Source organism: Paenibacillus helianthi (genome assembly GCF_001909055.1).
Classification (GTDB): Bacteria; Bacillota; Bacilli; order Paenibacillales; family Paenibacillaceae; genus Paenibacillus_AQ; species Paenibacillus_AQ helianthi.
In genome coordinates this window covers 75449-96014 of the sequence record NZ_LVWI01000002.1, presented here as the reverse complement: position 1 = coordinate 96014, position 20566 = coordinate 75449, and the positions used below count along the sequence as shown (strand labels likewise).

22 protein-coding genes and 1 pseudogene are annotated in these 20566 nt (G+C 43.2%); 17 read left to right on the top strand and 6 right to left on the bottom strand.

Annotation, left to right across the window (positions count from 1 at the left end; translation table 11 throughout):
* Positions 1-325 precede the first annotated feature (325 nt).
* The 12 genes and pseudogenes from A3844_RS33695 to A3844_RS03235 form a co-directional block, all read left to right on the top strand.
* Positions 326-535: pseudogene (locus A3844_RS33695) on the top strand (RHS repeat-associated core domain-containing protein); the annotation flags it as partial.
* A gap of 198 nt (positions 536-733) precedes the next feature.
* Entirely contained in the window at positions 734-1210 is a 477-nt protein-coding gene (locus tag A3844_RS33305; RefSeq protein ID WP_341864879.1) for an RES family NAD+ phosphorylase, read from the top strand.
* A 24-nt stretch (positions 1211-1234) separates the two neighbouring features.
* Positions 1235-1516 carry an MbcA/ParS/Xre antitoxin family protein gene (locus A3844_RS03280; RefSeq protein WP_074106611.1) on the top strand — a complete coding sequence of 94 codons (282 nt, stop codon included), beginning with the start codon at positions 1235-1237 and terminating at the stop codon, positions 1514-1516.
* A 769-nt stretch (positions 1517-2285) separates the two neighbouring features.
* Positions 2286-2699, top strand: a complete 414-nt coding sequence (locus A3844_RS03275) for a tetratricopeptide repeat protein (protein ID WP_208619392.1) — start codon at positions 2286-2288, stop codon at positions 2697-2699.
* 521 nt (positions 2700-3220) lie between these two features.
* Positions 3221-3412, top strand: coding sequence for a hypothetical protein (locus A3844_RS03270; protein WP_074101039.1), 192 nt, complete (start codon positions 3221-3223; stop codon positions 3410-3412).
* 11 nt (positions 3413-3423) lie between these two features.
* The gene (locus A3844_RS03265; RefSeq protein ID WP_074101038.1) at positions 3424-3708 is read left to right on the top strand and encodes a hypothetical protein; all 285 of its coding nucleotides are present in this window, start codon (positions 3424-3426) and stop codon (positions 3706-3708) included.
* A 442-nt stretch (positions 3709-4150) separates the two neighbouring features.
* Positions 4151-4330 carry a hypothetical protein gene (locus A3844_RS03260; RefSeq protein ID WP_074101037.1) on the top strand — a complete coding sequence of 60 codons (180 nt, stop codon included), beginning with the start codon at positions 4151-4153 and terminating at the stop codon, positions 4328-4330.
* A gap of 109 nt (positions 4331-4439) precedes the next feature.
* On the top strand, positions 4440-5348 hold the full coding sequence (locus A3844_RS03255; RefSeq protein ID WP_244169671.1) for an RHS repeat-associated core domain-containing protein: 909 nt from the start codon (positions 4440-4442) through the stop codon (positions 5346-5348).
* 139 nt (positions 5349-5487) lie between these two features.
* Positions 5488-5895, top strand: a complete 408-nt coding sequence (locus tag A3844_RS03250; RefSeq protein ID WP_074106609.1) for a hypothetical protein — start codon at positions 5488-5490, stop codon at positions 5893-5895.
* 536 nt (positions 5896-6431) lie between these two features.
* The gene (locus tag A3844_RS03245) at positions 6432-6773 is read left to right on the top strand and encodes a PadR family transcriptional regulator (protein ID WP_074085476.1); all 342 of its coding nucleotides are present in this window, start codon (positions 6432-6434) and stop codon (positions 6771-6773) included.
* Positions 6760-7389: a DUF2812 domain-containing protein gene (locus tag A3844_RS03240; protein WP_074106608.1), complete on the top strand. Its 630-nt coding sequence runs from the start codon at positions 6760-6762 to the stop codon at positions 7387-7389. The genes A3844_RS03245 and A3844_RS03240 overlap by 14 nt, the downstream gene beginning before the upstream one ends.
* Positions 7390-7535: 146 nt before the next feature.
* Entirely contained in the window at positions 7536-8141 is a 606-nt protein-coding gene (locus A3844_RS03235; RefSeq protein ID WP_074085474.1) for a pentapeptide repeat-containing protein, read from the top strand.
* Positions 8142-8249: 108 nt separating this feature from the next.
* Here the strand turns inward: A3844_RS03235 and A3844_RS03230 are convergent, their stop codons facing one another.
* The 4 genes from A3844_RS03230 to A3844_RS03215 are packed head-to-tail and all read right to left on the bottom strand — an operon-like array spanning position 8250 to position 11396.
* Positions 8250-9041 (bottom strand): ABC transporter permease subunit, encoded by a 792-nt coding sequence (locus A3844_RS03230; protein ID WP_074106607.1) that lies wholly within the window; start codon positions 9039-9041, stop codon positions 8250-8252.
* A 15-nt stretch (positions 9042-9056) separates the two neighbouring features.
* Entirely contained in the window at positions 9057-9854 is a 798-nt protein-coding gene (locus A3844_RS03225; protein WP_074106606.1) for an ABC transporter permease subunit, read from the bottom strand.
* A gap of 7 nt (positions 9855-9861) precedes the next feature.
* The gene (locus A3844_RS03220; RefSeq protein WP_074106605.1) at positions 9862-10746 is read right to left on the bottom strand and encodes an ABC transporter ATP-binding protein; all 885 of its coding nucleotides are present in this window, start codon (positions 10744-10746) and stop codon (positions 9862-9864) included.
* A 17-nt stretch (positions 10747-10763) separates the two neighbouring features.
* A complete protein-coding gene (locus A3844_RS03215; RefSeq protein WP_305953396.1) occupies positions 10764-11396 on the bottom strand; it encodes a TetR/AcrR family transcriptional regulator in 633 nt (210 codons plus the stop codon).
* A 155-nt stretch (positions 11397-11551) separates the two neighbouring features.
* Between A3844_RS03215 and A3844_RS03210 the strand changes: the two genes are divergently transcribed.
* On the top strand, positions 11552-12127 hold the full coding sequence (locus A3844_RS03210; protein ID WP_074085469.1) for a PucR family transcriptional regulator ligand-binding domain-containing protein: 576 nt from the start codon (positions 11552-11554) through the stop codon (positions 12125-12127).
* Here the strand turns inward: A3844_RS03210 and A3844_RS03205 are convergent.
* Positions 12096-13652, bottom strand: a complete 1557-nt coding sequence (locus tag A3844_RS03205; RefSeq protein ID WP_074106604.1) for a response regulator transcription factor — start codon at positions 13650-13652, stop codon at positions 12096-12098. The two genes, A3844_RS03210 and A3844_RS03205, sit on opposite strands and share 32 nt — an antisense overlap.
* A gap of 18 nt (positions 13653-13670) precedes the next feature.
* Positions 13671-15458, bottom strand: coding sequence for a sensor histidine kinase (locus A3844_RS03200; RefSeq protein WP_074102914.1), 1788 nt, complete (start codon positions 15456-15458; stop codon positions 13671-13673).
* Between the two features lie 152 nt (positions 15459-15610).
* On the opposite strand from A3844_RS03200, the gene A3844_RS03195 reads away from it, so the two are divergent.
* The 4 genes from A3844_RS03195 to A3844_RS03180 all read left to right on the top strand — a co-directional run bounded on the left by A3844_RS03195 (position 15611) and on the right by A3844_RS03180 (position 20420).
* Positions 15611-16960, top strand: coding sequence for an ABC transporter substrate-binding protein (locus A3844_RS03195; RefSeq protein WP_074085466.1), 1350 nt, complete (start codon positions 15611-15613; stop codon positions 16958-16960).
* Positions 16961-17033: 73 nt separating this feature from the next.
* Complete coding sequence (locus A3844_RS03190) at positions 17034-17915, top strand: carbohydrate ABC transporter permease (RefSeq protein WP_074085465.1); 882 nt, start codon at positions 17034-17036, stop codon at positions 17913-17915.
* Complete coding sequence (locus tag A3844_RS03185) at positions 17912-18808, top strand: carbohydrate ABC transporter permease (protein WP_143191991.1); 897 nt, start codon at positions 17912-17914, stop codon at positions 18806-18808. Before A3844_RS03190 ends, A3844_RS03185 begins: the two co-directional genes overlap by 4 nt.
* Before the next feature lie 34 nt (positions 18809-18842).
* Complete coding sequence (locus A3844_RS03180) at positions 18843-20420, top strand: alpha-L-rhamnosidase-related protein (RefSeq protein WP_244169669.1); 1578 nt, start codon at positions 18843-18845, stop codon at positions 20418-20420.
* The last annotated feature ends 146 nt before the right edge of the window (positions 20421-20566 follow it).

Below are 20566 nucleotides of genomic sequence, written 5' to 3'. Positions count from 1 at the left end.
GCATATACGTAATCCGAGAGGATGCGCGTTTTGTGCACACTTAACTACAACTCCACTAGATATAAGTAAAAGGAGAATATAAGCATGCCGATTTCAAAATATGAACCAAAATTCCCATCGGTAGAAGTGTTTCTGACAAGATTTTTTGATTTTGAAAGTGATATTCTGATCTTTGAATAAGAGACCCAAATCCCGATCCCAACAATCTCAATGGGTGATATTATAGAAATATTTGAAGATGACTATGTGGTTAAAGAAAGAAAATTTGCATTTAATGAAGATGCTTTTTTTACTATATATCGTATAGAAATGTTGGGGTTTTGAAGCACAACCTTTTCAATCGGGTACCTCTAACTCCTTCAAATACACCAGAGAAATATACGATGCCGAAACTGGATTGTACTATCTCAGTGCACGGTATTATGAGAGTATGGGACGGTTTTTAAATGAGGATACGTATGAAGGGCAGATTGATAATCCGCTGAGTTTGAATCTTTATACGTATGTTGGTAATAATCCATTAACACGCTTTGATCCAAGTGGGCATGATTGGTTAGATAAGTTGTCTGGATTTTTAAATGGCGGAGTAGACGCAGCTACTTTTGGAGGATGGACTGTAGTAACTAATTATCTAATTGGAGCAAACAATTCAAAGGACTACAAGCAAAGTTATAATAACACTCTTCAGTCTATATCAGACGCAGTAAACGCATTACCTCCAGCAGACGCAATAATGCTTGATTTTTATTTAAAAGGGGCTATGATGTCAGTTAAGGCATCAACTGTAAGTGGAGTTACTTTTGAAGGAACACTTTATCGTTCTGTGACTAAAGGTGCAAACCCATTAGAAATCCATCAAGGGAATATTGATACTAAGCATAGATACACTGGTAAAGGCACAGGGGGATTGTATTTCAGTACAGGAGAAAAAATAGTCGATGCTGAGCTAAACACGTGGGCAGTAGCGACGGAAGGAAGAGTAATGCATGCTTTTGATGTTAAAGTACACAACCTATTAGATTTATCCAATCCGGAGGTTAGAAAAGTGCTGGGTGTAACGTTGGATGACATTCTAAGTAATGACTATACAATTACTCAACAACTTGGTCAGACTGCTAAAAGTATGAACGATAACGGTATAATTGCACCTTCAGCAAGGGCTGATGGTGGATTGAATGTAATTCTATTTGACGCAACATCAATAAAATAACCAGAATTAATTGGAGGGCTAATAGTGGAACTAGACGTTTTTCTCAAAGGCTATAAAGAAGAGGATTGGAAAGATTACTTGGAGTTTTGTAGGGGAGCGAACGTCGATTATAAAACTCAATTGGGTGAAATCACCTTGCCAGAGGATATTGCAGTAGTACTATGCTATAGATTTGGTGAAAACGAAGCTACAAAATGGCTTCATAAACAAGTTCCAGCATTAGGAAATATACAGCCTAAAGAGTTATTAAGTAACGAACGAGGACAGAATATTTTGAGAGCGGTTCTAATGCGTTTGCCAGATTAATCGGCAGCCACATTAAATTCTAACCATTGTGAAGAAGAACGTTGCCACATCCGGGTATAAATCCATGTGGTTTTTCTTTATAAAAAATCAATTGATATTCTAAGCAAGGCAATATATAACCAAACTCATAAGACATACTAGGTATGGTAATTGAGATGATCGGATTACAATTTATAGCTGCAGAAGCAATCGGGATTTCTAAGCAAACATTTCAATACTGGATCAAAAAAGATGGAAGATCCCCCTGACTAGGCCCCAAATCCTGGGATAAAGCTTACTTTACGCCATGAAATAAAAATTCTTGATAGCCTGAATAGGTTGAAAACCACATGTACTCCATGTGGTTTTTCTATTAAATTGAAGAATCACATGTCTTTTCTGCCGGATTTAAAATTCTTGAAGAAATGAATGAAAAAGGGCTTATAAAAGAGGGGACTACAAATTAGAACAACGATCAATGGGTTTGAATCGGAAATTAGAATTTACATAAAGGATGGGAAACTTATAAATTTTGATATGTTTAAAGGACAATAGGGGGAGAAAAATTGAATGAATTTGAAAAAAAATATCTGAAGCAGTTCGGAATTATGAGATAGAGAAGGTTGAGGCAATCATTGAGCAGCAACTCTTAGCGTATCCTAATAACATCGATTTATTATTACGTCTAGCTGTCACTGTACTAACCGTTCCCTTAGTTGATTATCCTAAGAGCCTCGCTTGTATACATCGAATTTATGAACAGGATGAGAAGAATGGGGCAGCAACAATTTTGGAATGCTGTGTTCATTATTATCATTTGGCTGGAATTGATGAGGAGTTAGTTCGTAAGATTAATAATATTAATGCTACTAACACATATGTGAATTCCATAAAAGGGTTAATACTATCATGGCATTTCGCAGTCACGGATAAAGAAAAACAAGTTGAGATGCTAAGACAAGCCATTGCTCTTGATCCAAATAATGTTGAATCATATATACAATTAGGAAGGATTTTTATTGATCAGGGAAATGTTATAGAAGGGAGAAGTTTGATAAAGAAAGCGTTAGAAAATATTAAATTGGTATATGACAAAAATACTATTTTAGATTTCTCGGATTTTAATGAATATCTCAATCAGAAAGTGCGGGGTATACATCTAAGTAATGAAAATAAAAAAATAATTGAACGAATGTTGTTGTAAAAATAAACGAGATCATCGCTTGACCGCATCAGAGTATACGACTCCATGTGGTTTTTTTGAATTTTCAAAGTCCTTATTGACGTACCACAACGTCGATGCTAATTTACATTAAGACGTAATGATACAGCGAAACCAGTAATGATGATTGGGGGAATGTCTTAACCGCCACTCGCCCCATGCTGGACAGCCGGTAGAATAATCCCACTATGAGCCCAAATTATCATTTTTTGAACTCAAAATTATGGTATGCCAGTGAAAGTGATCCATCCGCCTTATCGATAGTTATTCATATAATACACAGGGTCGTGTATTAAGCACCACGAATGTGGTCAAGACCTATGCCAATGTGCTGTATAACGGGTGGGACTTGCGCTGTTAGAAGAGCATTTTGATGATACTGCAGGATGGGCAATAATCCATACAGAGGCAGACGGCGTAAGTTATCCTACTGTTGACGGGCATGCTCTCCGCAGAGAGTGAAAATACAGGGGAATCATGACAATTCTCCCTGAATCAAACGCATGAATGAGGATATGGTTGAGGGGCAGATTGATAATCCGCTGAGTTTGGGGCATTTAATCGAAAATGATATGAATCTATCTGAAGCTGATAGAAAGAGTATTCAATTTTTATTAACTTCATTTATGAGGGCCCAGGCAAAGCAAGGTTTTAAAACAGTTCAAAGTTACTTGGATGCGATATTAGACAGTTAATGAGGTGCAAAATGGTGGGATTTATTTGTCATATTTGTGGGTATGCAGGAATAAATCAGTTACCTTGGGGAATTGATGGGAAATCACCAAGTTTTGATGTTTGCGCATGTTGTGGTGCAGAGTATGGAATTGATGATTTAACAAAGCTAGGTTTATTACATTACCAGAGAGAATGGTTGTCAAATGGAGGTAAATGGTTTGCTCAACATGAAAAACCAAATAAATGGGACTTAATTGATCAAATGGGAAATATCAATACAATAGAAAAAAGTTATTTGCCATATTATTTAAAGTGAAAAATACATTTTTGGAAAACAACTCGAGTGAATGTAATGATTTAAAGAAACCATTAATGAAGATTGAGAATAAGGAAATTGATTTTCCTAAAGATTTTGATTGGGTATACGGAAAAAGAAGAACAGGGATTTTATGAGGACGTACGAAAAATGATTTCATTATTAAGTACTAATCTGACCATTTATTTGTATCACTCATAGCTAGAGAGAAGCGGATAAATGTTTATACTCAATCCTAGTATAAGTAAAAGATTGCATGAGTAAACAAAATCAAAGTTGCCAAGCCATTTCTGGTATTAGAACAAGAGGTTACTGATAATTACTTTTATCTCACAAAAGGCATCGTAGTAGTACTCAATAGAGCTGGTAAGGTTGTATCAACTTATAGAAAGCAAAATTTTGATGAAGCTATTAAGGCTTTATTGAAGGTGGTAAAGCAAATATGGAAGAGGATTATTATTGTCCTTTATTGAACAAGGGTATTGAATTAGGTCTTTGCATGGATATTAATTATGAAAGAGAGAAAATAGCTAACTTTAACATACTGACCGAACTTAGAATAAACAAAGAAGAAGCAGATCACTGCTGTACCAAATGTCCACATCATCCTTTTAACAAATAGTATTATTAGCCACATGCGAGTGAAACAGCTCCATGTGGTTTTTTGTATAACAATTACTCATCCAGTATCTAATGAATCTGGCGAAATTAACCCTCGTAAGTTAGGTCAATTGGCCGCTAAAACAGACCGCAATGGCAGCACGTTGTCTATAGTGAGTCTGGACACGGTGGATACGGGCTATACCTATGATTTACAGAATACGTTAACCTCGGTGACCAAGGGAAGCAGTTCAACAAACTTCCAGTATTATGCGGATGGCATGCGTTATCTGAAGACGAATGGCAATACACAGACCCAGGTGAACTATAATTTCCAGGGTCAAGTCATTACCGAAGAGAAGATCGTCAGCGGCGTGTATACAGAGCAAGCGAACTTTGTCCGGGGTGACCGAGTGCTGGTGAAGAAAGACAAGAAGGCGTCGAAGGATTACTATTACCTGTATAATGGACATGGTGATGTGGTGCAGATGGTCGATACCAGTGGAGCGGTCGTCAATAATTATACCTACGATGAGTGGGGGAACATCACCAGCCAGGTAGAGGGAACTTCGAACTCATTTAAGTACACCGGAGAAGTATATGATGCTGAAACCGGGCTTTATTATCTCTGTGCACGGTACTATGATCGGAGTATGGGGCGGTTTATAAATGAGGATACGTATGAGGGGCAGATTGACAATCCGCTGAGTTTCAATCTGTATACGTATGTGGGAAATAATCCTCTTATTTATTATAATCCAAGTGGCCACAGTTGGAAGAGTATCTGGAATTGGACTAAGAATGCTGCAAAGACAACACTAAATCTAATTAATGAAGCGGCTATGGCCTATCCACCATTAGAAGGAGAAGTTGCTCAAATACTAGGTAACAAGGTAGTGGGCTTCAGGGAAAAAATATTAGGTGAAGCACGTGTAGTTGGTGATATTGATGTTGAAACATCAAAATATATTATTGAGGTTACAGCAGGTAGTCATCAAAGACTGCCTCGGAATTTGAAAAGTATTTTCAATCAGCAATGAATCCACAAAATAAGGGTGTTATCCTTTATGCACCTAACTTAAATTCAACCAAGATTGAGGGAATAAAAAAGGCTGGTGTAATAGTCATTCAGAATATGGATGATTTACTAAAGTTAATAAATGGAAAAAGGTGATCGATATGTCAAAAACACTTACATTCATCTCGGGGAATAGTATTGAAGAGAGTGAGTTTTGGAATGAGATAATTTCTTTAGGGGGAGATAAGCAGCAAATTGGTGAAACCTATTTTCAAGGCATCGTTAGTAGAGGAGAAAGTGCTGTGTGGTTGTTTTATAGAGGCAATGATCGTAGTAATTTTGATGAGAACGAACTAACAATATTGCTTGAAGAATACTCTTTAGTTCCTAAAACATCATTTAGTATTGATATCAGTAATGGTATTGGTAGTGAACAATTAGCCTTTAATATATCTAAATATTTTCTTGAAAGATATAAGGAAAGTGTGGTTGATGATTCGTTTGGAACTTATTTCAATTACGAAGAAATAGAAAAGGTTCAATGCAAAGATGATGGGAGTTGGATATAAATAAAATGAAACTCCATATTTAATCAGTTGAAAAAGTGTTTACTAAAAAGAGCTGACTGAGTATCAATACTAAAATAGACAAATGAATTATTAACCGCAAGTGACTTACAAATGTCGTATGGTTGATTGTCCATATGAAAAAGCTGCTATTATTTTTTATATTTAATGTGACCTTGGAAATATTCCAAGGTCTTTTCTCTTTTTCTCCACAAGTGATGAACAGACCCTGGAATAAACTTTGCAAGTCTGTTCTTACATTTTTTTTGGATATTTTTTCTCATAACTTTTTTTTCAAAAGATGCCTTTAGGCGGCCCTTTTACGTTCAGTGCAGGAGAAATACTGAATCCATAACCCATACTTTTTCAGAACGTTCTTCGAACTTTTGACTTGCCTCCATGAGCTATGGTCATACATATCCCCCCCATTGGTAATATATAGTTGCAATATACAGTTGGAATGTATATAGTATGACTATACAGTTGAACTATACAGTGGCTTGCCACATGTACAGTTTGATATCCAAAGGAGAAGAGATATGGGGAGAGACAAATATCTGCCGCTTACGGAAACGGTCTATTATATCCTGCTCGCCCTGCATGAGCCGGCGCACGGGTATTTGATCCTGCAAAAGGTTGAAGAGCTTAGTGGAGGACAGGTAAGAATGGCTGCGGGCACGCTATATGGTGCGATTGAGAATCTGATTAAGCTTAGATTCATTGAACCTGTCGGCACGGTAGATAACCGGCGCAAGGTCTATGTGATTACAGAAGAAGGGCGGGCGGTCATGTTCCGGGACTATGAACGGATGAATCACATGATGGAGATCACGCGAAGAATTTGGAACTCAGACGGGAGGGAACCTCATGCGGAAATGTAAGTGTTTTACGAATTTAGAACATGAAGAGAAATGGCTGAATGATATGGCTGGGCGGGGCTGGCGATTTGTCAGAAAATCTTTGTTCAGCTACGAATTTCACGAAGCCGTACCGGAGGTTGGCCGAATAAAGATTGATTACCGTGCTTTTGTCAAGAAAGAGGATTTCGAGGATTATCGTGCCCTCTTCGAGGATAGCGGCTGGAAGCACATCCAGGGTTCGAAAAGTTCGGGATATCAGTATTTTAAGATGGTGAATGATCAGGGAAGCGAGGATATTTTTTCGGATGCCGATTCCAAAGCCGGGCGGTATAAACGTTTGTCAGAGATGTGGTTCTCGATTTCCTTGTCTTTTTTTCCGATTATTGTAGCACTGATGTCTACAGGTACTCTCAAGCCGGCGGCTCTGCTCGATCCCGAAGCCCTCTATTTGACCCCTGGGTTATGGGAGAAGACTGGAGTTGGGTTTTGGCGGGCCTTTCTGTTCGAAACGCCGTTTGCACTTCTTCGGGGATTGAGCGCATGGCTTCTGCCCCTGGTGATTATGCTCTATCTGATCTTCGCCTTCAAGGCGAACCGGCAATATAAGCGATCTCAGGGAGAGGGCCTGTCCGATTAACGAGTGGGGTTATGCTGCATACCCGCTAAAAATATATTTCATTGAAAATACAGCTTATGGAAAAAACACTTGACATAGATATGATAAAATTAGTGAGATGGCGTTTTTATGCACATTGTATAGCTTACTGTTATCGGAGGAAAGACATGTACCAGTACAACGACCGGGAATTTGTGGATGTCCGTTTTGACGGGCATGATTTACGTTATGGCGAGCTGATCCGCTGCACATTTACTAACTGCACCTTCATGAACACCTCATTGGAAGAAATCGATACCACCCATTGCCGTTTTATCGAATGTGATTTTAAAGGTGCAGCCCTGAATGCTTCGATCCACACCGAATCTGCATTCGAAAATTGTAAATTCAGCGGTGCGAATCTCTTTGTAAGCAAGTTCATCTCCTGCAAAATGACCGGTTCTGATTTCGCGGGCGCTCAGATGGATGGCATTACACTAAGCGGGGGAGACTGGTCCTACACCAATCTGAGGTATACCAAGCTTGGCAAGCAGGATTTGCGGGGCATCCGTTTTTTTGAAGCGGATCTGTCGGAGAGTGATTTGGCCAAGGCTGACCTGAGAGACTGTGATCTGACAAGAGCCATGCTGGGCAAAGCCATCCTGACCGGGGCTGATCTGCGGGGGGCTAAGCTGGAAGGTGTGGATATGAAAGCGCTGATGGTAAAAGGAGTGCGGATGGACAGGGAGCAAGCCGTTGTGTTCCTGCGCTCCTATGGTGCAAAGGTGGATTGAGTTCAGCAAAGCGTATAAAAAGGCAGCGATCGGATAGGATGTACAAAGAGCGGAGGCCATGTTGGTCTCCGCTTATTCGTGTGCCGTGAAATGGCTCACGCTGCACTTCTACAAATCCCTTTTATTGAAAAAGACATAAGTCACAGCGACAAGCACCACAATGAGCGCTGCCGACAGAAGCACGAAGACGACATCCAATCCTCCGCCATACATCACATTTTTGGCTTCAAAATACTTAAACGGTGTGATGTATTTCAGGCTTGCAAGCCTGTCGTTCAAGTCGATCGCAATCGACAATACAAAGGTGAGCAAAAGAATTCCTGTGGCAAGGGATGCGGCGGCCTTGGATTTTTTTTGTACAGCTGCAGTTGCCGTTCCGATGGACATGAACAGGAGCTGTAGAATAAACATGGCAAGCATGGTCATGGTGATATCCCCTGCAACGGACTCCCCCTTGCTGTACTTTCCTACAATAAGTAGAGAAGCCCATAAAGTAACCAGATTAAATATAATGATATTGACTAAGGCTGCCAATAATTTGGAGGTGATGATGTGATGTCTGGAAACCGGCTTAACAAATAGAAATTCCGAGGTTTTATCCCGCTCTTCCTTAGAGATGATATTCGCCCCCAGCATGGCGGCATGAATCGTGGCCATCAATAGCAAATAGACGAATAACATTCCGTAATATCCGCTGGCTGTATTCAGATCCAGGTTTCCAATCCCTAATATCGCCTGCAGTGATTTGGGCATATCGGCCATCATCTGGCCCATGGACTGTCCGGAGGCGGATAACCCCGCGTATTTACCCATGCCGGAGGCTACCATGAGGAACACACCGATGCTCCAGAAGATTAAAGATTTCCGGTACGATTTCATTTCTCTCCAAAATATATTCACAAATGATCCCCCCTTTTACACCGCATGAATATCTTTTTTGGCATACACGTAGTAGCTGGCTGAGATGGCAATCCCAATAATAACGGCCCCGGTGATTACATAGGAGAGCTCGTATCCTGAATGTTTTAGGATTTCGGACGGATCAAAATATTTAAAGGGCGACAGGTAACGCAGGCTGGCATCCCCGGTTGTTGCTCCGATCATCCCGATAAAGTAAAAGGAAAAGACTGTAGCCAGTGAAACCGTCAGCACTGATTTGATCTTGCGGATCATGACCGACATCACGATTCCGATGGCCAGAAAGAGCAGCTGAACCCACAAGATGCTTAAGCTGAGCAGGAGAAACATCTTCAAGCTATAATCCTCCACCTTCACCTGTGAAGCCATCCCATAGGCCGCCGCTCCATAAATAATATTGGTAATGACTAAGGACACGAATGCTGCCATCAGCTTCGCCGTAATAACCGTTGAACGTGTAACCGGCTTGGTTAACAGGAAATCCGCTGTTTTCTCCCGGGCTTCTTTAGATACAATCGAAGTGCCCAGATTCATAGCCTGGATGGCTCCGACCAGAACGATGAACGTCAAAGAATACGTATAGAAGCCCATAATCGTAAAGAGATTGTTCAAATCGAGCCCGATTGCTTTTCTTAATGATTCGGGATAGCCTTCAAGCAGCTTCGTGAATTCCCCGGCATCTTTGTGGAAAGAAGGGAATAGGGACATGAACAGCACCATGATTGCGATTAAAGAAAGTAACCAGATGATCGTGGATTTCCGGTAAGCCTTCAGTTCGTGCAGGAAAATATTCATCAGTGCTCTAATCCTCCTTTACATAGTAGTGCATAAAGATCTCCTCCAGATCCGGCTCCTCGATCCATACATTGGTGATGTCCGTTTCTGCTATTTTTTGGAGCACCCCATTGAGGTTGCCCCGGAACAGAAAGTGAACCAGGTGATCCTTAACCTCTAATTGACTGACGCCCGGCAGATCGAAGTACCCCTTATCGAGTGCTGTTTTCGTGTGGATTTTGAATTTTTTATAGTTGTTTTCCTGTAAGGTGCTGATCTTTTCGACCGTAACGATAGCCCCTTCTTTGATGATCGCAACACGGTTGCAGAGTCTTTGAACTTCACTGAGAATATGGGATGAGAATAAAACCGTTGCGCCTTTTTGGTTCTCCGTTTCCAGCAGTTCAAAGAATTTCTGCTGCATAAGCGGGTCCAGGCCGCTGGTAGGCTCATCCAGGATGATCAGCTTGGGCTCGTGGAGCAGCCCTTGGACAATCCCCAGCTTTTTTTTGTTGCCGAGCGACAAATCATCGATTTTCTTCGTTAAGTCAAGGTCCATGATTTCCGCCAATTCCTTGATTCGTTTCGTACAGTCCTTTTTGTAAAAGCTGGCCGAATACTTCAAGAGATCGAACACCTTCATATTGTCATAATAAAAGACTTCCGAAGGCAGATACCCGATTTCCTTTTTGATGTCAGGAGCGAATTCAATGCAATCCTTGCCGAAAATCTTGGCGTTGCCGCTAGTCGGGTAAATCAGGGACAGCAAGGTTCGGATCGTAGTCGATTTTCCTGCACCGTTTGGCCCGATGAATCCGAATATCTCCCCCTCTTCTACATTAAAGCTGATATCCGTAATGCCTCTGGACTTACCGTACGTTTTGGTCAGATGATTAATTTCAATCACATTCATGGCAGAACCTCCCGGAACTATTGATAAAAAGAATGTCTAAGCATCTCACTGTAGACGTCGAGCTCGGCAATGATATCCTCTAGCTGAATTTGACTCACAGGGACTGAAGCCGTCTGCGCCTGCAATCGGTAGGCGAACCCTTCCATAGTCCAATAGATAATGTTTACCGCTTTTTCGATATCGATTCCCTCTTTAAACGGGGTGAGGTCAATATCACCGAACAAATCTTTATAGCCCTTGTTCAAAAACTCTTTTTTCCGGTTCTCTAAATCGGGCTTCACCTCACTGGAATCCTCAGGATACACTCTCTTTATGAATTCAAAGGCATTCGGGTATTTCTGAAATAATCCGAATTTAAGGATCGCCACATTCCTGTACTTGATAAAAATATCACGCTGATCCCAATCGATGTGTGCGTGTATTTCCTCCATTAGCATTTCTATAAAATAATCAAACAAAAATAAGTACAGGTCCTTCTTATTATTAAAATAATGGAACAGCAGACCTTTGGAGATTCCCGCCTGCTTCACGATTTCATTGGTGGAGGCATTCTGGTAACCTTTAAGCGCGAATTCTCGTAAGGCGGCATTTATGATGCGGTCCTGCTTATCCTTACTTAGATTTAGAAACTTGGAGAACAATGGTATCACCTCAGGGGTATCACTATATTAACCATAAGCATCGATCATTCCAATGATATTGACCAATGCGGTCAAATTGATTGTAATTCTCTTGACCGCATTGGTCAATACTGAAAATCTAAAGCATTTTCCTTAACCCCTTAGATCTTTTTTGCGGGGAGCTGTTGTTTTTTGGTGGTCTGGGATTAAGGTGCGATGTGGACAGTCTTGTCGAGCTGCTCAAGGAAGCCGCCGAAAAAAATACCTCCGGCATTATTTTTCTGGCCAATGACGAGATGACATCCGAAGTGATACAGTACCTGAAGCCGTATGCGGACAATTTGCGGATGCCAGTGTTCGAGCTTCCCCGCGAATCCATTATCGTTGAAATCACCAAAGAGATTTCCAGCAAAATATTAGAAGAGGAGAGCAGGACTTCTATCACTGAACATTTGCTTGAGCGGCTGTGCTTCGGGGATGCGGAGTCCGTTCACGAATGGGTGAGCAAGGCAGGATACTACGGCATCGACCTGAGCGGTTATTTGGACCGGATGAATATGGAATGGGACCATTCGTTGATATATGCAGCAGGGACTAGTACACCCTCAACTGCCCAGCGCAAAAAAACTTCTGTTCACCGCTTGTTTTATCACAACGCGTTGAACAGAAGTTTTTTTGGGTTTGCGGCGACTGCATTGTATGCTGAACAAAGGTTGGTAACATATGCGCTCAAGGCTGGTTTCGGTAAGCTTCCGGTGTGAGACCGGTGCTCTTTTTAAACAGGCGGAAGAAATATTTCTCATTGTCAAAACCAAGCGCGCCGGCAATGATATATACTTTATCATCCGTAGTTTTTAACAAAGTTTTGGCGTGTTCAATCCGCAGTTTGTTGATGAAATCCGTGAAATTCTCCCCGGTCTTCTCCTTGAACAAAAAGCTTAAATAACTGGAGTTCATAAAAAATAAAGAGGAAACCTTCTCCAAGGTCAGATCCTGCAAATAGTTTCTGTGAATATAAACTTTCACGTTATCGATTACATTCGGTGAAGAATAAGGTGTGCTGTCTTTAAGCAGTTCCGCCAAGTCTGGCAGCACAGCCATGAAATACTGCCGGATTTCCTCCGGGTCAAATGATGTATTAAGTACAGCCTCCATGCTGGAAGAAGTCGTTTGATAGGTAGTAGCCGGAAGACGTAATCCGAGTAATTGTTTGATTTCCGCAGCCAGTTCCTGGCATTGGTGTTTGAGCTGGAATAGTGTGGCACTCGGCAGTTGCATATAAAAAGTAATGAAATCGACGACACTTTCCCTAACCTTAGAGGAATGTCCGGCTTCCAAATAGAACATCAAGTCCCCGGTTTTATTCCATAAAGGCATTTCCGAAGGACAGTCTTCGGCGTTGTAAACGAATATGGAGCCATAATCCATGATCCCCTTGCTGTTCATTGCGCTTAAGCATTCCTTCTGCGCCTGATACAGTTCGGCCATATTGGACTTAGCAGCGCTGAGCCCCGCAAATACTTTATTATAGGGAATGGCACAAAGCGGCTCGAAAAATCTATCGGCGGACTGAATCGCGAAGCTAGCGTCCATTCCTTTATAGGAAACCCGCTCATAAGAAGCGAATACCACGAATAACAAATGTTCGTTCACAGGGTGCGGAACTGAAATGTAATCTTCATGAACGCCAACTTCAAATAGATCCGGATTGATCTGCGTGGAACTATATACGGTCAGCAGAACATAGAAACTTGCAGCCCCGAAACGGTTCATCTGTTCAGAATGAAAAGAAACAGGTTTGCCTGTTTGCTCATCCAAGATGAGATGCAGCAGTTTTTGCTGATCCAATTGGCGAATCATGGCTTCATTTTCACTTTTGGATAATGCAGCCTGTTGCTTGGCGGCACGTTCCGATGCTAACGAATCAATGGCTTTGCGCAGCGCTTGATGGATTTCTTCGCGGCTGAACGGCTTGAGTACATAACTGACTACTCTGGCGGAGATCGCCTCCTGCATGTATTCAAAATCGGAATGTCCGCTGATGACAATGATCTTTTTAAGAGGATATCTCTCCTGCATGACCCGCAGCAAGGATTTGCCATCCATCACCGGCATCCGCATATCGGTCAGAATCAGGTCAGGATCAGTTTGCTCGATGAGCTCCAGCGCATCCTCTCCGTTCTCTGCCTCCCCGAGCAGGACGAGCTCCTGTTCAAAGGACTGGATCTTCTTGATTAGCCCTTTTCGAACGAGGTATTCATCGTCGATCACAATAAAAGTATGCATTTGGATCCGTCCTTTTCTTTAATTTGCCGGGATGGTGATTTTCACTGTGGTACCCAAGCCTTCCAGACTCTCAAAGGTAAGTCCATATCCGGGACCGTAGTACAGCACAATCCGCGAATGGACGTTTTTAATCCCGATGCTCCGTTTATTTCTTTGTCCAAAGCCGCCAAATTCCGGGGGTTCGGCCAGCAGGGCTTGAATCTCGGCAACTTGGGCTGTCGTCATGCCGATCCCGTCGTCGATAATTTCAAACACCAAATCGTGTCCTTCTCTACAGCCGTTCACGGTAATGCTGCCTTTACCTTTTTTATTTTCAAGTCCGTGATAGAGCGCATTCTCCACCAGCGGTTGCAAAATGAGCTTCAGGATTTTACTGCTTTGCACCCGCTCGTCAATTGTCTTGTGAAAAGAGATTTTGTCTCCGTACCGGATTTGCTGGATTGCCATATAATTGTCCACATGCTGCAATTCCTCAGAGGCCGGGACCAGCTCGCTTTCCGTCTTGATACTGTACCGGAACATATCGCCAAGTGCTTTGGTCATAATAGCGATGCTTTCCACTTCTTCAATCTCGGCTATACTGTTAATGGACTCAAGCGTATTGTACAAAAAATGTGAATTGATCTGCGCTTCCAGTGCCTTCATCTGCGAATCCAGGGTCAGGATACGGTTCTGGTAGCTCTCCCGGATGTACAGGTCGATGTCCTGCATCATCTTGTCATATTCCGTGTACAGAATGCCGATCTCATCGTTTCGTTTGTATTTGGCTTTGGAGGGAATGAATTTTTGCGATTTATTTTTGCGCATGGTACGGCTGAGCTCGATAATAGGCCGTGTAATCCATACGGACAGAAGAATGGAAAGGATCAGGAATAGCACACCGCAGGTGGCGGAAATATAAATAATCAGCTTCTGTGAAATGCCGTATTCCTTATACAGCTTGGAGGTCGAAAGATTGGCAATGACTTTCCAGCCGTTGCTGGGGAAGGCTTGTATTACCGTTATATCATCGGAATTATAGTATTTTGCTTGGTCGCCGTTCATGTTTTGGGCCTTGGTCCACAGTTCGGCAGGCAGCGTAGAACCCGCAGGATTCTGGGACCCTTCAAAGAGGAGTGTCCCGTCCTCATTCACCAGATAAATGTTAGACAGGTTCGTTGCCAGATTGCGGTTCAATCCGCTGAAAATGTCCAGACTGCAATCCAGCATAAAGACGCCAAGAAATTCCCCCGTGTTCATATCGTAAACTGCACGAGAGAAGGAAATAGAGGGTTTGGCATTGATGAAGTAAGGCTTTATTTTATTATCCCCGATGTAGAGCTCCCCTTGTTTAGCCAGCGTCTTCTGGTACCAGGTGTCTTGCAGCGGATTATAATCTGCCTTGAGGTCGCTTACCGAACCATAACTGATAAATTTACCATCCGGCGTAAAGAGGTACACACCATTGATATAGTCGTAACCCAGCAGCACATTCTGAAAAATCAGCTTCAGCTTGTTGCGGATCGTATAGATTTCGAAAGAGTCATTTGTCGCCTGGAGCTGCTTCAATTCGTCACTGACGGTTCTATACTCCGTTGAACTGGAGGATTGCTGCTGGAAGGTGATCGAGATCCGCTCAATATTTTGCAGGACGCCCTCAATGCTCTCGACCGCATTTCCAATGGTTGTCGCTGCCACTAAGGAGGTCTGCTTATTCACTAGTTCGGTATAACTCCGGTAGGAGCTAATAGCAATTACAATAATCGGGATAAGGGAAACGGCAAGCAGCACCAGAAACAGTTTGGTTTTGATATTAAAGAATCGCAATCCAATTCTTCCTTCCGCTGAAAACGTTAATGAATGCAATCTAAAAATAGTGCACTCAAATGACCAAAGTAAGTATACCTCCTCTGATAGTAAAATGAAAGCGTAAACAGTAGTGCACTTTATAAACGGAAACGAAAGAGGGGTCTTAATCTATGAAAGCTAGAAAATCACTTTGGGCCGGTCTCACCGCTTTGATTTTATCTGCGTCACTTCTTGGCGGCTGTGGTTCCAGTTCTAACAACGAGCCGGCTGCTTCAAACGGCAACACAGCGGATACAGGCGGTTCCAGCGCTAAACCGGTAACGATTACTTTAATGATGTCAGGGACTAAGGCACCGGACGGTCAGGATTTTGTATTAGACATTCTTCCTAAGCTGGTTAAGGAAAAATTCCCGAATGTAACGCTGGAAACTTCAAAATACCCGGATGAGCAGTATATTACCTCTGTACGTACGAAGCTGGCGGCAGGACAAGGACCCGACATCTTCCTTGTGTTCCCGAGAAATGCATCGCTTGCTGTGAACGATATGGCGAAAGCAGGTTTTACCGCTGATCTGTCTGACCTGACCTTCCTGGACAATATCAGCACCGGCGCGAAGGAAGACATGGCGTATGAAGGGAAACAGTATGCGATTCCATCGGGTATGGATATGCTTGGGGTTTACTATAATCAGGAGTTGTTCAAGCAGGCAGGGATTACCGAGCAGCCCAAGGATTGGCCGTCCTTCCTCGAAGCCTGTCAGAAGCTGAAGGATGCGGGTATTACGCCAATCGTCCTCGGGGATAAAGACCCTTTCTTTATTCAATTCGGGATGTATCAAATTGCGGCGAATACCGTATACCCGGATGACAAAGAGTTTGACACCAAGCTGCAAACCGGAGAGACTTCACTGACTGACCCTAAATGGGTGAAGACGGTTTCCATGTTCAAGGAGCTTTATGATAAGGGATATGTCATTAAAAACTCACTTGGACTAGGAAGCGCTCAAGCAGCCCAAAATTTTATTGACGGCAAAGCTGCAATGGTGTTTGACGGAACCTGGGATTATCCGACACTGACGGCTAAAGGCGCATCTGAGTTCACACGCGGGTTCTTCGCGCTTCCGGCTAACGATGCCGGCAAGCCTACTTATATTGCTGCGGCTACATCCGCCGGTTACGCCGTTAATGCCAAATCGGAGAACATGGATGTGGCCAAGGAGATTTTGAATTACTGGTACGATGGTCAATCCGACTTGTTCAAGGAGTGGGTGAAGTCCAATACTTCCATCAGTGTATACAAAGATGTTCCGCTCAATCATGAACTGTTCAAACCGGTATTCGACGATTACAACAACAACGGAAATTCCGTTTATTTCCCCAATCAGATGTGGATGACGGGCGTCGCTGAAGAAATGGAAGCGAAGTTTGCCAACATTATCGGCGGACAGAAGACGACGCCGGAGGAAGTGACTGCGGCAATGGACAAAAAGTATAAGGAATTGGCAAAGAGCAAGAAATAGACATACAACTTTAAAGGATCACCGGCCATAAGTAATGGCCGGTGCATCCGGGATTAAAAGGGAGATGAGAGAAATGAACCGGACTGTAATGAAAAAAACGATGTACTTTTTTGCCATCCCTGCTTTGGTATTTTACCTGATATTCTGGATCTTTCCGATTCTGAAGCTGTTTCAATACAGTGTTACCGACTATAACGGGTTTTCCACGGATTTTAATTATATCGGCTTGGACAACTTTAAAGACTTGTTCGCAAGCGGAACACTCGGAACCTCGCTGTGGCACACTATATTGTATACAGTTATCAGTGTCGGCTTAGGCAACTTGATTGGATTAGGACTTGCTTTGATGCTCAATATGAATATTCGCGGAAAAGGTTTTTACCGCTCTATCTCTTATATCCCAACCTTGTTCAGTGCAATTGTCGTAGGTTTTATCTGGAGTTATGTGTACATGCCTGATACCGGAATGATTACAACCCTTTTGTCGAAGATAGGCTTTAATACTGAAAATATCAATTTTCTCGGCAATTATTCCACCGCCTTGTACTCGATTATCTTTGTGGAAATCTGGAAGAATATTGGCACGACCATGATTATCTTTCTGGCCGGTCTGCAGACCGTTCCCAAGGATTTGCTGGAAGCGGGTGAAATTGACGGCTGCGGCCCGTGGCGTCTATTGAGAAATATCAAGCTTCCGCTGCTTGCCACTTCGGTGACGATCAATATTACACTTAGCTTAATCAATGGTCTGAAAGCCTTTGACTTCCCTTTCATTATGACCAGCGGCGGTCCCGGAACTTCGACTAACACCCTAATTTTCTCAATTTATAAAATGGCCTTCACGGAGCAAATGTTCGGCAAAGCCTCTGCGCTTGGCATCCTGTCCTTCTTATTTATTATGGTAATCACAGGAATCTTCGTGCTCAATATGAACAAACGGGAGGTGTCGGCATGACGTCGGTAACCAAAAATATGTTTGCATCCGATCCGAAGCGGGAAGAGGTGAGACGGCCAAGCGGCCGGACCTTAGGGAAAAAGGCACTGGTTCAACTGCTGGTTATTGCCGTAATGGTGCTCAATCTGATTCCGCTGGTTATCGCGTTGTCCACCTCGCTGCGTTCCCCGGACAATATGAGCAATCCTGTCAACTTGTTCAATGAATTCTCGCTGTCCAGTTACCGCTCCGCTTTTGAACGGATGCATTTTTCGCAGGCCTTTATGAACAGTCTAGTCCTGACCGGCATTTCCGTGATCGTCGTAGTACTGATTGCTTCGATGGCTGCCTACCCGATGGCCCGGATCAAGAGCAGAACCAGTCAGTTTCTCTATCTGTTCTTTCTTTCGGGACTTGTGGTTCCCGGTCAAATGGTTCTGATTCCGATTGTGCAAATGTTGAACAGCCTGCATATTCCGAGCACGCAATATACACCCATTCTGATGTTCATTACGTGCAGCCTGCCATTCTCCACCTTCCTGTATACCGGGTTTATCCGCAGCGGAGTACCGGAGGAAGTGGAAGAAGCTGCGCATATCGACGGGGCCGGACTGTTTTACCGGTTCTGGAAAGTCGTATTTCCACTGCTGATTCCGGTTACTGTATCGGTTATTATTACGCAGGGCGTATGGATCTGGAATGACTACTTCTTTAATATGATCTTCATTACCAAAGCTTCGCAATCACCGCTGCCGCTGGCAATGCTCGGTTTCATGGGTGACCAGCAGAACCCTACACAGTGGAACGTGCTGTTCGCCGCCTGCATCTTGTGCGCGCTGCCGCTGCTCATCGCATTTACCTTCCTGCAAAAATATTTCGTGGGCGGGCTTACCGTTGGTTCGGTAAAGGGTTGATCTGCTTAGTGATAAATCTAGATTAGGAGGTTGGATGATGTCCCAAGCTATTCAACAGAGTGTAGCAGTGAACATAAAGAAGAATGAAGCTTTTGCCGCAACGGCAGAGCGGCTTATTCCTGAATTATTCTATGAGGTTTGCCGTCCGCAGCATTTGATTAAAGTCATAGCCTCTGAGGAAGCTGTTCATGGCTGGAGAACTGAGGTTGTACAATCGGCCGATGAACTGCCTTCGCTTGCCCTTGGAAAAGGGGATGAGGTCATTTTGGATTTCGGCAAACACCTGGTGGGCAAGTTGTCGCTTCATATTGGGCCGGATGGAAGTCCGCCTGATGCGCCGCTTTTTTTAAAGGTTACCCTGGGAGAAATGCCGGTTGAAATGGGGGAATCTTTTGCCGAATACAAGGGCTGGTTAAGCCGTTCCTGGCTGCAGGAGGAAACCTATCATTTGGATGTATTGCCTCACACACTGCATATGGAACGCCGTTATAGCTTCAGGTATTTGAAACTTCAGGTACTGGACACCTCCGTGAAGTACAAGGTGACCTTCGATGATGTCTCCTGTACAACCGTCACTTCGGCCTCACCTGAAATGATTGTTCCGCTGAAGCATCCAGACGGGGAGCTTGCGCGGATTGACGAGGTCAGCATCAAAACGTTGGAAGACTGCATGCAAGAGGTTTTTGAAGATGGTCCCAAGCGGGACCGCAGACTTTGGCTTGGTGATCTGCGGCTGCAGGCGCTCGCCAATTACGAAACATTCAAAAATTACGATTTGGTCAAACGCTGCCTGTATCTTTTTGCCGCGTATCCAACGGATAAAGGGCTGATTTCGGCTAACCTGTTCATGAAGCCTGTGGTCATTCCCGATGATACGTATCTGTTCGACTATTCGCTCTTTTTTGTTGCTTCGCTGAGTGACTATTATGAAGCTACGCAGGATATGGACACGCTTCGTGAGCTGTGGCCAACCGCATTTCGGCAGATCGAATTGTCGCTGGAACGGTTGGATACGCATGATATCGTACAAGACGATAACTCGTGGTGGGCATTTATTGATTGGAAGGATCAATTAAGTAAAGTAGCCTCCGCCCAGGCGATTCTAATCTATAATATGAAGTCTGCATTGCAGCTTGCGACAATACTGGAGGATCACAATCAGGAGTTCCTGCAGTTGAGAATTGAACAGCTCACAGCGGCAGCATTGCAATTTCTGTGGAGTGATAAACTGCACTACTTCGTGAGCGGAGAACAACAGCAAATCTCCTGGGCCTCGCAAATCTGGATGATACTGGCCGGTGTAATAGATGAAGCGAAAGGGAAAGAGCTGCTTGTGCGTCTGCTCGAGGAGAAACCCGGTTTATCCTTGTCTACTCCTTATATGATGCATCACTTGATTGAGGCCTTGATCCAGGTGGGCGAGCGGGAAAGAGCAACGCTGGAGATCAAAAAATATTGGGGACAGATGGTTAAAGACGGAGCGGATACCTTCTGGGAGCTGTACGATCCGGAGAACAAAAATTTCTCTCCTTATGGAAGTTACTTAATTAACAGCTATTGTCATGCCTGGAGCTGCACACCGTCTTATTTCATCCGTAAATATCATTTGTAAAAGCAAAAAGGAAATCATGGTTTTGATTATAAAAGCCCCTGTTCATTGCTTGTCTATCACAAGCTCTGGGCGGGGGTTTTTTGGGTGCATCTACCGCATTTGCCGGCAGAATAAAGGTTGGAAATATATAAAATTACATTCAATTC